This window comes from Streptomyces sp. 840.1 (genome assembly GCF_003751445.1).
Lineage (GTDB): Bacteria > Actinomycetota > Actinomycetes > Streptomycetales > Streptomycetaceae > Streptomyces.
In genome coordinates this window covers 3,287,498-3,301,225 of the sequence record NZ_RJUU01000001.1, presented here as the reverse complement: position 1 = coordinate 3,301,225, position 13,728 = coordinate 3,287,498, and the positions used below count along the sequence as shown (strand labels likewise).

The window sequence follows — 13,728 nt, the reverse complement described above, 5'->3', positions numbered from 1 at the left end:
GCGACTCCCGCCGCGACCGTCCTGCGTTGCGTACTCACGAATGTCCCTTCGTCGTCGGTCTGTGCTCTGACGGTGCGGAATCAGGGGTGAACCACGGCAGCGCGGCCGTGGTGGAGCCCGCGCCCGCCGAGGGCGCGGGGCCCTCGGACGGTGCGGGTGTCCGCCGCAGCCCCGGCAGCCGGGCCGTCACATCGGCGAACCGGTCCGGGCGCCGGCGCGGCCGGGCCGCCGCGTGCGCGGAGCGCGGCCGTACCTTGTCGACGACCGCCATGCCGATGCGGAACACGGCGGCGGGCACGACGAGGCAGAGCAGGATCCAGAAGAGCGTCACGCCCCAGGGCCGGCCGACCCCCCACGGCTGTTCGGCCAGCACCTTGGTGCCGTACTTCAGCGAGACCTGGTAGTCCCCGTGGGCGCCGGCGGTCAGCTCGACGGGCAGCTCGATCCGCGCCTTGCGGCCGGGCTCGATGGTGCCGCGCCACTGCCGCTCCTCCCATTGCGGGGCGTAGACGCCGTGCGCGGTGCCGACCTGGAAGACCGGGTCCTTGACCGCGGCGGAGCCCAGATTGCCGACGGTGAGCACGAGGCGGCGGGACGGCGGGGCGCCGAACCAGGTGAGGATCCCGCTGTCGCCCTCCAGCCGGGTGGTGGCGAGGACGGCGAGCTTGCCGTTCCCGTCCTCCTTGGGCAGGGCGGCGACGGGGTGTCCGGCGACGACGAACACGGCGTCGGCCACGGACTGGTCCCCGGTGACGGTGGCGACGTGCACCACGCAGGGGCACGGCACGGGCGGCTCCGCGACCGGCAGCTTCTTGCTGAACGCGCCCTTGGAGTCGGTGGTGACGGCCCGGCCGTCGGCGTTGGCACAGGAGTTGGTGCCGCCGATCACCCCGCGCGCGGGGCTGGACTGCCCGCAGACCAGCATCATCAGCAGGGTGTCCGCCCGCCAGCCGGTGCCCTTGACCGTGATCTCGCCGCCCTTGCCCGCCTGCTTCCCGGAGAGCGTGACCGCCGGTTTCGGGTCCGCCGCACTGCGGCCGGCGGCGTGGGCGCCGGCCGCGGTCAGCAGCAGGGCGGGCAGTATCGCGGCCAGCAACGCGGCGAGCAGGGCGGCAGGCAGCGGGGCCGCCCGCCCGCGGCCGTCGCTCCGGAGTGCCGCCGGTCCGGTCCGTCCAGTCACGATTCCGCTCCCGCCTTCACCAAGTGCCTCTCGTCGGAGTGCTGTTGCAGGTCAGGGGACGGCGCGGCCCCGGCGTCGGGCCCGCCGCGCCGTGCCGCCCGCCGCCGGTAGGCGTACGCGGCCGCTGCGGCCCCGGCCAGGAGCAGCAGCCCGCCCCCGGTGACCGGCACCCACGGGACGAAGAGCGCCGGGGCCGTCGCCTCGTCGTGCGCGCCGCCCGCCGCGCTCACGCGCAGCCGGACGGTGGCGGAGTCGAGGGCGGGGGTGTCCCGCCACGGTTCGGTGAGCCGGGCCCGCTGACCGGGCAGCAGCTCGACGGGCAGCGTGCGGGCGTCGCGCCGCAGCAGCGTGCCGAACACCCCGTCGGCGCTGACCGCGAGCCGGGGCGCGAGGACCGCGTTGCCCCGGTTGACCAGCGTGTAGTGGATGGTGCCGCCGGACACCGAGACGTCCTCGACCGTGAGCGCTGCCAGCGTCGGCCCGCCGACCCGCAGCTGGACCCGGACGCCCACCGAGCGGCCGCCGCTCTCGGCGACGATCGCGCCCGGGTGGTCACCGGGCAGCGCGTCGCCGGGCACCGTGACGGACACGGGCACCTCGGCGCGGGTCCGGCCGGGCACGGTCACCTTGTCGGTGGCCGTCCGCAGCCAGGCCCCGGTGCCGGTGGAACCGTGCGCGCCGCGTACCGCGAAGCCGCCCTTCGCGGTGTTGTACGCGTCGGCGCCGCGCAGCCGTACGGTCAGCGGGTCCGGGCCCGGGTTGGTGACCGAGAGACGGTCCTGGAGGACGCTGCCGGGCAGGCCCTCCAGGTAGAAGTACGGTCTGCCGCCGTCCCGGCCGGCGCCGTTGGCCGAGGGCTGCGCCGTCCACGCCGGGGCGGCCGGGTGCTCGGTCGCACCGGCCGGCCCGGTCGTGGCGTCGGTCCACCACAGGGCGGCGAGCAGCGGTACGGCGAGCGCGTGTGCCAGTCGTCGGCGCGATGACGGGACTTCGCGGACACGCCCTGGGGCGAAGCGGGTGAGATGACCGGTCAACGGCGGCATGGGCGGCTCCCTGGTGCGTGACGGCGGCTGCGGTTCGCGGGGAGTCAGCCCGCGGCCCGCTGCCCGCGCCTGGTCAGCCAGAGCACCCCGGCGGCGCCGGTCAGCAGCACCGTCCCGCCGAGCGTGCCGAGCGCGACCGCCGAGTCGAGCGGTCCGGTCTTCGGCAGGGAGCTCCCGCCGTCCGGCGTGCTCTGCCCGCCGCCGCCCCCGCTTCCGCCCGCGGCCTTGACGTCGAGGGAGAGCGAGGGGCCCGGGTTGTTGGACGGGGTGCAGGTCGTCGTCGTACCGAGTGCCTTGATGGTGAGCACTCCGGCGGTGAAGTCGACCTTGCCGCTCTTCTTCGGGGTGTAGGTGCCCGACAGGTCACTGATCTTGATGGGGCTGTTGGCCGGGATCGCGGCGGAGTTGGCCGCTCCGGCCACCTGGACCTGGCCGGGGTCGGCGCCGCCCACCTTGATCACCGCGCTGGGGTTCATCGCGCCCTTGCCCAGTTCGACCGGGCTGGAGGAGACGCCCTTCTGGAAGGACATGGTGAGCTTGTAGCCGCCGCCGCTCTTGACGCTCTTGATGTCGATGGGCGACACGGCGGCCTTGTCCCCGATCGGGGTCTTGCACTTGTAGTTGACGTCGACGACCGTCGCGTGGGCGGCGGGCGCGGCCATCAGCACCACCGCCCCCGCCAGCCCGGACGCCAGCGCGAGAGCTGTTCGCTTCTGGTACGACACCTCGAATTCCCCTCATGCCGGGAGTCGCCGTGCGCCGCTTCCGTGCGGCCCAAATAGCTGACGACACATCAGATTTGGCGCTCAAGGTACGCCCGGGGCCTTGTGGAGGGAAGACAAAGAGCGCGCCGATCCGGCGCGCTCTTCGAGGTGCGTGGGGCCCAGGGGGTACAGCCCTGGGCGGACGGGGAGACCCGCGTCGGCTATGCGGGGGCGGCCAGCTCCGCCCAGACGGTCTTGCCGGGTTCGCCCGGCACCCGTACGACTCCCCAGTCCAGGCAGAGCCGCTGCACGATGAACATGCCGTGCCCGCCGGGCCGGCCGGCCCGGTGCGGGGTGCGCGGGGCGGGCTGTCCCGCGCCGCCGTCGACGACCTCGACGCGCAACGCCTTGGGCGTGCAGCCGATACGCAGCTCGTCGGGGCCCTCCGCGTGCAGGCACGCGTTGGTGACCAGCTCGGAGACGACCAGCAGGACGTCCTCGGCGGCCGCCCGGCGGTCGGCGCTCGATGCGGGCAGCCAGCCCCATTCCTGGAGCGCCGTACGGGCGAAATCGCGGGCCGTCGGCACGATGCCGCTGACCTGCCGCAGGGACAGCGTGCGCCACTGCCGCTCGCCCGGACGGGCCGCGCCCTCGGAGGAAGCGCCGACGCCCTCGTCCGCACGGGAGCCCGCGTCGGCACGCGCACCCTCGCCGGCGCCCTCCGGCTCGCGGCCGAGGTCGCCCGGCGGATGCTGCCGGGTGGTGCTCATCAGCGCTTCACCTCACCGATTCACCATGTCGCCATTGAACAGATACAGATACGAATACACATACGAACTCAGACAGAGACGCCGATACGGACACGGAACGTGTGGTTCGCCGGGATGACTCACCGGGGTGTCTCCTGCCCGGGGGAATCGTGACAACACCCACTTCGGCTACGCGGATCGCGTGACACGAGCAACACGCGGGACGTACGGGGAGTCGAAACGCACCGCGGTCAGTCTTCCAGGGCCTCTTCGAGGGAGCCGTGAACGGTGAAAACCGCCTCGGCCCCGGTGATCTCGAATACGCGCGCCACCACCGGCTGCATTCCGGCCAAATGGACCCCTCCCCCGGCCGCCTCCGCCTTGAGGCGGGCACCGAGCAGCACGTTCAGCCCGGTGGAATCACAGAAATCGAGTCCCGAGCAGTCCACCACCAGGCGCGCGCGCCCTTGCTCGACCGCGCTCTCCAGGGGCTCGCGCAGCAGGTCGGCCGTGTGGTGATCGAGCTCACCCACCGGCGTCACAACCTCACTGCGGCCCACCGTGCGGGCATCGACCTGAAGCCGACCCCGGTTCGCACTGCCGACCGTCCCGCGGTCCATGCCCGTCCCTCTTTACCGATCGTCACTGTCTGCATCAATGTGCATGCAGATGCGTTGCAGCTGTCGCTGACGTTCTTGAAACAGTACGCGTTCCGTGCGCCACGCGGTAGCCGAAGACCTCAACAAACCGGACATTTAGCGGTAATTGGAGCTTGTAACGACCCATACGGACCGGGTAAGGGTAGGGGACACCAAAAAACATGGCCGGCTTTGGAGGCGCCGCTTCACCGCAGGAACACGTATGGGCATCGGCAGCCATATGCCGAGAACGATGGAGGAGACCATGTCACCCCGGCTCGACGAACCGCGTACCCGCAACGCGACGTCAGCATGTCCTCAGGGACTGACCGAATCCGACTCCCCTGCCGCGGCCGTCCCGGACGGCACGCGCTCGAGCACCACCCGCACCACCAGCACCACCCGCAGTGAGTACGGCGTTACCGGGAGCACCACCGGCGGACTCGTGGACCTTCCCGAGATCCCGCCCGCATCCGAGATGGGCGCGCTGGACGCCAGGGCGCTCTCCAAGACGCTCTTCGCCCGGCTCGAGTCCCTCGAAGAGGGCACCCACGAGTACTCCTACGTACGCAACACGCTCGTCGAGCTGAACATGGCCCTGGTCAAGTTCGCCGCCTCCCGGTTCCGCTCCCGCAGCGAACCGATGGAGGACATCGTCCAGGTCGGCACCATCGGCCTGATCAAGGCGATCGACCGCTTCGAGCTGAGCCGGGGCGTCGAGTTCCCGACCTTCGCGATGCCGACGATCGTCGGTGAGATCAAGCGCTTCTTCCGCGACACCAGCTGGTCCGTGCGCGTGCCGCGCCGCCTGCAGGAGCTGCGGCTCGACCTGGCCAAGGCGGGCGACGAGCTCGCCCAGCAGCTGGACCGAGCGCCCACCGTGGGCGAGCTCGCCGACCGCCTGGGCATCAGCAACGAAGAAGTCGTCGAGGGCATGGCCGCGAGCAACGCGTACACCGCGAGCTCGCTGGACGCCAAGCCCGAGGAGGACGAGAACGACGGCGCGCTGGCCGACCGGATCGGTTACGAGGACCACGGACTCGAAGGCATCGAGTACGTCGAGTCCCTGAAGCCGCTGATCGCCTCGCTGCCCGGCCGCGACCGGACCATCCTCTCGCTCCGGTTCGTCGCCAACATGACGCAGTCGGAGATCGGCGAGGAGCTCGGCATCTCGCAGATGCACGTCTCGCGGCTGCTCTCCCGCACCCTGGTCAAGCTCCGCAAGGGCCTGACCCTGGAGGAATGAGCGGGCACCTCACGGCGCGCCCGTGAGGACTGCCGGACAAAGGACCTGCCCCGGTCAAGGGGCAGGTCCTTCCGCGTTGCTGAGCCCGTATCAGCCGGCGTGGCGCGGGCCGGTGCGCTCGCCGCGCCGCCAGACCTGGTGCACCAGCGGCACGCCGGGCCGGTAGGCGAGGTGGACGTGGCTGGGCGCGTCCAGCACCACCAGGTCCGCGCGGGCCCCGGGGACGATGCGCCCGATGTCGGTACGCCGCAGGGCCGCGGCACCGCCCGCGGTGGCCGACCAGAGGGCCTCGTCGGGGGTCATGCCCATGTCGCGCACGGCGAGCGCGACGCAGAACGGCATGGACGAGGTGAACGAGGAGCCCGGGTTGCAGTCCGTGGAGAGGGCGACGGTGGCGCCCGCGTCGAGGATGCGGCGCGCGTCGGGCCAGGCGGCGCGGGTGGAGAACTCGGCGCCGGGCAGCAGCGTGGCGACGGTGGCGGACTGGGCCAGGGCGTCGATGTCCGCGTCGGTGAGGTGGGTGCAGTGGTCGGCGGAGGCCGCGTCGAGTTCCACCGCGAGCTGGACACCCGGTCCGTGGCCGAGCTGGTTGGCGTGGACGCGGGGGTGCAGGCCCTTGGCGCGGCCGGCGGTGAGGACGGCTCGGGCCTGGTCGCCGTCGAAGGCGCCCCGCTCGCAGAAGACGTCGATCCAGCGGGCGTACGGAGCGCAGGCGTCGAGCATCGGGCCGGTGACCAGGTCGACGTAGCCGGCCGGGTCGTCGGCGTAGTCCGGGGAGACGATGTGGGCGCCCAGGAAGGTGACCTCGTCGGTGTGGCGGGCCGCGATGCGCAGGGCGCGGGCCTCGTCCTCGACGGTGAGGCCGTAGCCGGACTTGGTCTCGAAGGTCGTGGTGCCCTGGCGCAGCGCCTCGGCGAGGTAGCGGGCGACGTTGGCGTCGAGTTCCTCGTCGGTGGCGGCGCGGGTGGCGGCGACGGTGGTGCGGATGCCGCCCGCGCTGTAGGCCCGCCCTGACATCCGGGCGTTGAACTCCTGGGTCCGGTCGCCCGCGAAGAGGAGGTGCGAGTGGGAGTCGACGAAGCCGGGGATCACGGCCCGGCCGGCCGCGTCGACGGCGTTGTCAGTGGCGGGTGCTTTGCTGGATTCACCGGTCCAGACGACCCGGTCGCCCTCGATGACGACGGCCGCGTCCTGGATCAGTCCGAGGGGGGAACCGTCACCGAGGGAGGGGTCGTTGGTGACCAGTGCGGAGATGTGGGTGAGGGCGGTCGTCGTCATCGGGGGGCTGCTCTCCTTGCGTGGGGGCGGGGTGCTGCGCGCCGCGCTGCTCAGTGGTGCAGGGCCGCGACGGCTTTCGCGAGCGCTCCGGGTACGTCGTCGACCAGCGTGTGGTGTCCGTCGCGCACGATGTGACGGCCGGCGACCACCGTATGGCGCACATCGGCCGCGGAGGCGGCGAATACGGCCGTCTCGGCAGCCAGCCTCGGCACCGGCCCCGCTGTTCTGACGGAGTCCAGGGCGACGGTCGCCAGATCTGCGGGCGCGCCCGGTTCGAGGATGCCCGCCTCGGGCCGGCCGAGGGCGGCGTGGCCGTCGGCGGAGGCGGCCCGCAGCAGCGCGGCCGCGGTCCAGTGGCCGCGGGTCCGGGTGCGCAGCCGTTCGTTGAGTTCCATCGCGCGGGCCTCCTCGAAGAGGTCGATCACGGCATGACTGTCGCTGCCGAGCGAGAGCGGGGAGCCGGCGCGCTGGAGGGCGACGGCGGGGCCGATGCCGTCGGCGAGGTCGCGTTCGGTGGTCGGGCACATGCAGGTGCCGGTGGCCGTGGAGCCGATCAGCGCGATGTCCTCGTCGGTGAGGTGGGTGTTGTGCACGCCGGTGGTGCGCGGGCCGAGCACCCCGTGGTCGGCGAGGAGCCGGGTGGGGGTGCGGCCGTGGGCGGCGAGGCAGGCGTCGTTCTCCGCGGTCTGCTCGGAGAGGTGGACATGGAGGGGCGCCCGCCTCTCCTGGGCCCAGGCCGCGACGGTGGCGAGCTGGTCGGCGGGCACGGCGCGCACGGAGTGGACGGCCGCCCCGATCAGGGCGTGTTCGTCGCCCTTGAGGAGGGAGGCGCGCTCGGCCCAGGCATCGGCGGTGGTGTCGGAGAAGCGCAGTTGGTGCCGGTCCGGCTTCAGGTACTGGGAGGGGCGGCGGCCGAACCCGGCGGCGAGGTAGGCGGTGTCCAGCAAGGTGATTCGGATGCCCGCCTCGCGCGCGGCCTCGATCAGGGCCACGCCCATCGCGTTCGGGTCGCTGTAGGGGGTGCCGCCGGGCGCGTGGTGCAGATAGTGGAATTCACCGACCGCGGTGATGCCTGCCAGCGCCATTTCGGCGTACACCGCGCGGGCCAGTTCGTAGTACGTCTCGGGGGTGAGCCGGGCCGCTACCTGGTACATGGTCTCGCGCCAGGTCCAGAAGGTGCCGGAGCCGACCTGGACGGTCGAGCGCAGGGCGCGGTGGAAGGCGTGCGAGTGGGTGTTGGCGAGACCGGGCAGGGTGAGGCCGCGCAGCACGGTGGCGCCGGGCGGCGGGGAGTCGACTCCCGTCCGCACCCCGGCGATCAGGCCGTCGGACACCTCCAGGACCACGCCCGGCTCGACATGCGTGCCGAGCCAGGCGTGCGAGAGCCAGTACGTCGCGGTGACGGGCCGGCCCGTCGGCTGCGCAGTGGGCTGCGTCGTGGACTCCGTCGTCATCGGCACGCGAGACCTTCCAGTACATCGGCGAGTGCGATCACCCCGGCCACGCAGTCGTCCTCGGCGGCGTACTCGGCCGGCGAGTGCGAGATCCCGGTGGGGTTGCGGACGAACAGCATGGCGGTAGGGGCCGAAGCGGACAAAATACCCGCATCGTGTCCCGCTCCGGTGCCGAGCACGGGGGCGGCGCCGCCGTTGCCCCGGGCGGCGCCCTTCAGGATCGTGCCCAGTTCGTCGCGCAGGGCGTGCTGGAACTCCACCACGGGCGTGAAGGACTCCCGTACGACGTCGAGATCGATTCCGGCCCGTTCGGCGTGTTCCCGGGCCGCCCGTTCGATCCCGGTGACGACGGTGTCCAGGGTGTCCTGGTCGGCGGCCCGGGAGTCGAGCCAGCCGCGCACGAGGGAGGGGATGGCGTTGACGCCGTTCGGCTCGACGGCGATCTTGCCGAAGGTGGCGAGGGCGCCGGCCAGCTCCGCCTCCCGGCGGGCGGCGAGCACCGTCTCGGCGTACGTGAGCATCGGGTCGCGCCGGTCGGCGAGCCGGGTGGTGCCCGCGTGGTTGGCCTCGCCCCGGAAGTCGAACCGCCAGCGGCCGTGCGGCCAGATCGCGGAGGCGATGCCGACGGGGTCACCGGTGAGGTCCAGGGCGCGGCCCTGCTCGACGTGGAGTTCGACGAACGCGCCGATACGGGCGAGCCGTTCGGGGTCGGGGCCGATGGCGTCGGGGTCGTGTCCGGCCGCCTCCATGGCCTGCGGGAGTGTGACGCCGTCCCCGTCCCGGAGCCGGTGCGCGGCCTCGACGGTCAGCTGTCCGGCGGCGAGCCGGGAGCCGACGCAGGCGAGGCCGAACCGGGCGCCCTCCTCGTCACCGAAGTTGGTGATGGCCAGCGGCCGGGTGAACTCCACACCCCTGTCGCGGAGTTCATCGAGCGCGGCGAAGGAGGAGACGACGCCGAGGGGTCCGTCGAAGGCGCCGCCGTCCGGTACCGAGTCGAGGTGCGAGCCGGTGACGACGGCGTCCCCGGCCAGCGGGTCGCCGAGCCAGGCCCACTGGTTGCCGTTGCGGTCGGTCTCCAGGGCCAGCCCGCGGGCCTCGGCCTGCGCCCGGAACCACGCGCGGCAGTCGGTGTCGGCGGCGGTCCAGGCGTAACGGCGGTAGCCGCCGCTGTCCGGGTGCCGTCCGATCGGAGCGAGCTCCCGCCACATGTCCTGGAAGGACAGGGTGGGCCGAGGTCCGCCCGTGGCCGTCACGCCTCGCCCTCCCGCATCGGCACCCGCACGCCCTTGTCCGAGGCGACCGAATCCGCGATGTCGTACCCCGCGTCCACGTGCCGGATGACGCCCATGCCCGGGTCGTTCGTCAGCACCCGCCGGATCTTCTCGCCGGCCAGCTTCGTACCGTCGGCCACCGACACCTGGCCCGCGTGGATGGAGCGGCCCATGCCCACGCCGCCGCCGTGGTGGATGGAGACCCAGGAGGCGCCGGACGCCACGTTCACCATCGCGTTCAGCAGCGGCCAGTCCGCGATCGCGTCGGAGCCGTCGAGCATCGCCTCGGTCTCCCGGTACGGGGAGGCCACCGAGCCGCAGTCCAGGTGGTCGCGGCCGATGGCCAGCGGCGCGGCCAGCTCACCGCTCGCCACCATGTCGTTGAACCGCTCGCCGGCCCGGTCCCGCTCGCCGTAGCCGAGCCAGCAGATGCGGGCGGGCAGCCCCTGGAACTGGACGCGCTCGCCGGCCATCTTGATCCAGCGGTGCAGCGACTCGTTCTCCGGGAAGAGTTCGAGCAGCGCCTTGTCGGTCTTGCGGATGTCGGAGGCCTCGCCGGACAGCGCGGCCCAGCGGAACGGGCCCTTGCCCTCGCAGAAGAGCGGCCGGATGTACGCGGGCACGAAGCCCGGGAAGTCGAAGGCCCGCCCGTAGCCCGCGAGCTGGGCCTCGCCCCGGATCGAGTTGCCGTAGTCGAAGACCTCGGCGCCCGCGTCCATGAAGCCGACCATCGCCTCGACGTGCTTCGCCATCGACTCACGGGCGCGCACGGTGAAGTCGGCGGGCTTCTCGGCGGCGTAGTGGGCCATGTCGTCGAAGTCGACCCCGGCCGGCAGGTAGGCGAGGGGGTCGTGCGCGCTGGTCTGGTCGGTGACGATGTCGACCGGGGCGCCCTCCGCGAGCATCCGGGGCAGCAGCTCCGCGGCGTTGCCGAGCAGGCCGATGGAGAGCGGCTTGCGGGCGTCCCGCGCCTCGACGGCGAGCTGCAGCGCGTGCTCCAGCGAGTCGGCGCGCACGTCCAGGAAGCGGTGCTCGATGCGGCGCTCGATGGCGCGCGGGTCCACGTCGATACAGATCGCGACGCCGTCGTTCATCGTGACGGCGAGCGGCTGGGCGCCTCCCATGCCGCCGAGTCCGGCGGTCAGCGTGATCGTCCCGGCCAGCGTGCCGCCGAACTTCTTGGCGGCGACCGCGGCGAAGGTCTCGTAGGTGCCCTGAAGGATGCCCTGGGTGCCGATGTAGATCCACGATCCGGCGGTCATCTGGCCGTACATGGTGAGCCCGAGCGCCTCCAGGCGGCGAAACTCCTCCCAGTTCGCCCAGTCGCCCACCAGGTTGGAGTTGGCGATGAGCACGCGCGGAGCCCACTCGTGCGTCTGCATGACGCCGACCGGCCGCCCGGACTGCACGAGCATCGTCTCGTCCTGTTTGAGCGTCCGCAGCGTGCGCACCATCGCGTCGAACGAGCGCCAGTCGCGGGCCGCCTTGCCCGTGCCGCCGTAGACGACGAGCTTGTCGGGGTGCTCGGCGACCTCGGGGTCCAGGTTGTTCTGCAGCATCCGCAGCGCGGCTTCCTGCTGCCATCCCAGGGCGCTCAGCTCGGTACCGCGCGGTGCCCGTACGGGGCGGGGTCCTGACATGGCAATGCCTCCTCGCGACTGTGAATTTTCTATTCACATATTGATCGGCTGAATAGCTCCAGTCAACAGCGGGACGCGGCCGGTCTTCGCGGGCCCCGCCGCCCCGCGCCCCAGGGACCCGGACCCGGCGCCCGGAGGCCCGTATCCGGCGTCCGGAGGGTCTCCGTCCGGTGTGCGGCGGGGCATTTTCCACCGGCCACCTGCATGTACCTGTGGAAAATGCCAGAACCTCCACCAGGCCTGAGCACGTTGCGTAACCTCTGGGTCACAGCCGCACGCAGCGTCGGAAGGGAGTCCGCGTGCCCGGAATCGACGAGTGCCTGCTCGATGTGATGAGACTGCCCGGTGCCCGTGGTGCCGCCGTGGTCGACTGGACCAGCGGTCTCGCCCTCGGCACCATCGGCGACTCGCCCAACGGCGATCACGAGGCCACCGCCGCCGAAACGGCCGAGGTGGCCCGGATGGCGGCCGAACAGCCCGCCTTCGCCTCCGGCGCGCCCCGGCCGCCGGCCACGGCCGACGGCACGGGAGTCACGGGTACCGAGTCGCCGGTCGAGGACGTCATCGTCACCACCCGGGCCGGGTACCACATCCTCCGGTTCGTCGAGACGGACTTCGACAGCAGCGTCTTCCTCCACCTGTGGCTGGACCGGGCGGAGGGGAATCTCGCCCTGGCCCGGATACGGCTGGGCGAGATGGCCGAGCGGCTGGTCCTGGCATGACGACCGCCCCCGCGCCCGCCCCCTCCCCCGCCGCCGCGCTCTCGCCGATGCTTCAGCGCCTCGCGGCCGAACGGGCCACCGGCGCCCTGATGCGCGACCGGGGCACCCTCTACCTCGCGGACGGCGAGGTGGTGCACGCCGAGAGCCCGGCCACGCCCGGGATCGACGTCCTGCTCACCCGGGGCGGCGCGCTGCACCGCGACGGCTGGTGGGACGCGGTCGCCCAGGCGGGCGCCCACCGGCGGGTGGGCCGCTACCTCGTGGACAGCGGCCGGGTGGCGGGCGGCGCGCTGGAGCTGTGCCACCTGGGGGCGTTGTACGACGCGGCGTTCTTCGCCCTCGCCCCGACCCGGACCCCGGCCCGCTTCCGTTACGGGGTCGCCCACTGGATCGGCCCGGTCCGCCCGGTGCCCGTGCACGCCGTGCAGCGCGAGACGCTGCGGCGCCGGGAGCTGCTGGACCGGATCTGGCCCGAGGCGGCGGGCGACAGCGCCCCGCTGTTACGGACCGGCCGCCCGGTCGACGCCCCCGTGCCGCCGCGCCAGCAGCGGGTGCTGGAGCAGGTGGACGGGGTGCGCACCGCGACGGACATCGCCCAGGAGCTGGGCCGCTCGGCGTTCCACACCCTGGTCGACCTGCGCCGGCTGGCCGCCTCCGGACTGGTGGAGGCGGCCGGCCCGCAGCCGACGGGTCCGGCCGCCTCCGCGAGCCCCCGGATCGAGCTGCCCGAGGTCACGGCCGACCCCGACGTCGCCCTGTTGCGCCGGCTCCGAGACGCATTGGAGGCCCTGTGATACGCGCGCTCAGACAGCGTGCCGGGAGGAGACAGCTGATGGTGCCCGAGGCCGAAGTGCGTGACGTCCTGGCCGAACTCCAGCGGCTGCGGGCGCGGGTACCGCTTCTCGCCGGCGCCCTCGCGGCCAGCACCGACGGCCTCGTTCTCGCCCATGACACCCCGGGGGTGGAGGCCGAGGGCGTCGCCGCACTGACCGCGGCCGCGCTCGGCGTCTCGATCCGGATGACGGAGGCGACCGGCCGGGGCGGCTTCCGGGAACTCCTCGTCCGGGGCGAGACGGGCTACATCGCGGCGTACGCCGCAGGGTCGTCGGCCGTCCTGACCCTGCTGGCCGAGGACCGGATCAACGTCGGCAGGCTCCATCTGGAGGGCCGCCGTGCCGGTGCCAGGATCGGCCGTCTCGTCGACGACGCGCTGGAACGCACCCCGCAGCAGCCCGCTCCCGGCGCGCGCTCACCCGCGCCGCGCCCCCCGCAGCAGCCCGGTCCGCTGCCCCACCGCTCGACATGACCCCCCAGCTCTCGCACCCAGGAAACGGAACCGGCCGTCGCGGCCGGTCAGGGAAAGGAAACAAGCACTCATGGCGAACACCGAAGCGTCACTGAAGGAAGCGATGACGTCCATCGAGGGCACCACCGGTGTCGCCCTCGTCGACTACACGAGCGGCATGGCGCTGGGCACCCTCGGCGGCGGCAAGGAGTTCAACCTGGAGGTCGCGGCGGCGGGCAACACCGACGTCGTACGGGCCAAGCTCCGCACCATGGAACACCTGGGCATCCAGGACGAGATCGAGGACATCCTGATCACCCTGGGCACCCAGTACCACCTGATCCGGCTGCTCAGGACCCGTGGCAACAACGGCCTGTTCCTCTACCTGGTGCTGGACTCCAGCCGCGCCAACCTGGCCATGGCCCGCCATCAGCTGAAGAGGATCGAGGCGGAGCTGGAGGTCTGAGGACCGGCCGGCCGACGGAGCCCCGCGCCCACTGGGTGCGGGGTTGCGTCCT

At 72.7% G+C, this 13,728-nt stretch carries 14 protein-coding genes; 5 read left to right on the top strand and 9 right to left on the bottom strand.

Features of this window, described 5'->3' with window-relative positions; translation table 11 throughout:
* Window positions 1-34 precede the first annotated feature (34 nt).
* From EDD93_RS15130 to EDD93_RS15110, 5 genes are all read right to left on the bottom strand, one after another.
* On the bottom strand, window positions 35-1,180 hold the full coding sequence (locus tag EDD93_RS15130; RefSeq protein ID WP_398903730.1) for a hypothetical protein: 1,146 nt from the start codon (window positions 1,178-1,180) through the stop codon (window positions 35-37).
* Window positions 1,177-2,223, bottom strand: a complete 1,047-nt coding sequence (locus EDD93_RS15125) for a hypothetical protein (protein WP_185092323.1) — start codon at window positions 2,221-2,223, stop codon at window positions 1,177-1,179. The genes EDD93_RS15130 and EDD93_RS15125 overlap by 4 nt, the downstream gene beginning before the upstream one ends.
* 44 nt (window positions 2,224-2,267) lie before the next feature.
* Window positions 2,268-2,948, bottom strand: a complete 681-nt coding sequence (locus EDD93_RS15120; protein ID WP_123525639.1) for a peptidase — start codon at window positions 2,946-2,948, stop codon at window positions 2,268-2,270.
* A 200-nt stretch (window positions 2,949-3,148) separates the two neighbouring features.
* Window positions 3,149-3,697 carry an ATP-binding protein gene (locus EDD93_RS15115; RefSeq protein WP_123525638.1) on the bottom strand — a complete coding sequence of 183 codons (549 nt, stop codon included), beginning with the start codon at window positions 3,695-3,697 and terminating at the stop codon, window positions 3,149-3,151.
* Between the two features lie 230 nt (window positions 3,698-3,927).
* Complete coding sequence (locus EDD93_RS15110; protein ID WP_123525637.1) at window positions 3,928-4,296, bottom strand: STAS domain-containing protein; 369 nt, start codon at window positions 4,294-4,296, stop codon at window positions 3,928-3,930.
* A gap of 283 nt (window positions 4,297-4,579) precedes the next feature.
* On the opposite strand from EDD93_RS15110, the gene EDD93_RS15105 reads away from it, so the two are divergent.
* The gene (locus EDD93_RS15105) at window positions 4,580-5,560 is read left to right on the top strand and encodes an RNA polymerase sigma factor SigF (protein WP_123527783.1); all 981 of its coding nucleotides are present in this window, start codon (window positions 4,580-4,582) and stop codon (window positions 5,558-5,560) included.
* A 90-nt stretch (window positions 5,561-5,650) separates the two neighbouring features.
* Here EDD93_RS15105 and hutI read toward each other — a convergent pair whose 3' ends face one another.
* The 4 genes from hutI to hutU are packed head-to-tail and all read right to left on the bottom strand — an operon-like array spanning window position 5,651 to window position 11,203.
* Window positions 5,651-6,838, bottom strand: coding sequence for an imidazolonepropionase (hutI, locus tag EDD93_RS15100; RefSeq protein ID WP_123525636.1), 1,188 nt, complete (start codon window positions 6,836-6,838; stop codon window positions 5,651-5,653).
* Between the two features lie 50 nt (window positions 6,839-6,888).
* Window positions 6,889-8,292 (bottom strand): formimidoylglutamate deiminase, encoded by a 1,404-nt coding sequence (locus EDD93_RS15095; protein ID WP_123527782.1) that lies wholly within the window; start codon window positions 8,290-8,292, stop codon window positions 6,889-6,891.
* Window positions 8,289-9,500, bottom strand: a complete 1,212-nt coding sequence (locus EDD93_RS15090; RefSeq protein WP_123527781.1) for an allantoate amidohydrolase — start codon at window positions 9,498-9,500, stop codon at window positions 8,289-8,291. The genes EDD93_RS15095 and EDD93_RS15090 overlap by 4 nt, the downstream gene beginning before the upstream one ends.
* A 41-nt stretch (window positions 9,501-9,541) precedes the next feature.
* Window positions 9,542-11,203 carry a urocanate hydratase gene (gene hutU / locus EDD93_RS15085; protein WP_123525635.1) on the bottom strand — a complete coding sequence of 554 codons (1,662 nt, stop codon included), beginning with the start codon at window positions 11,201-11,203 and terminating at the stop codon, window positions 9,542-9,544.
* A gap of 299 nt (window positions 11,204-11,502) precedes the next feature.
* On the opposite strand from hutU, the gene EDD93_RS15080 reads away from it, so the two are divergent.
* The 4 genes from EDD93_RS15080 to EDD93_RS15065 all read left to right on the top strand — a co-directional run bounded on the left by EDD93_RS15080 (window position 11,503) and on the right by EDD93_RS15065 (window position 13,676).
* The gene (locus tag EDD93_RS15080; RefSeq protein WP_123525634.1) at window positions 11,503-11,925 is read left to right on the top strand and encodes a hypothetical protein; all 423 of its coding nucleotides are present in this window, start codon (window positions 11,503-11,505) and stop codon (window positions 11,923-11,925) included.
* Window positions 11,922-12,719, top strand: coding sequence for a transcriptional regulator (locus EDD93_RS15075; protein ID WP_123525633.1), 798 nt, complete (start codon window positions 11,922-11,924; stop codon window positions 12,717-12,719). The genes EDD93_RS15080 and EDD93_RS15075 overlap by 4 nt, the downstream gene beginning before the upstream one ends.
* Window positions 12,720-12,757: 38 nt before the next feature.
* Complete coding sequence (locus EDD93_RS15070) at window positions 12,758-13,231, top strand: roadblock/LC7 domain-containing protein (RefSeq protein WP_123525632.1); 474 nt, start codon at window positions 12,758-12,760, stop codon at window positions 13,229-13,231.
* Between the two features lie 70 nt (window positions 13,232-13,301).
* Window positions 13,302-13,676 carry a hypothetical protein gene (locus EDD93_RS15065; RefSeq protein ID WP_123525631.1) on the top strand — a complete coding sequence of 125 codons (375 nt, stop codon included), beginning with the start codon at window positions 13,302-13,304 and terminating at the stop codon, window positions 13,674-13,676.
* Window positions 13,677-13,728 lie beyond the last annotated feature (52 nt).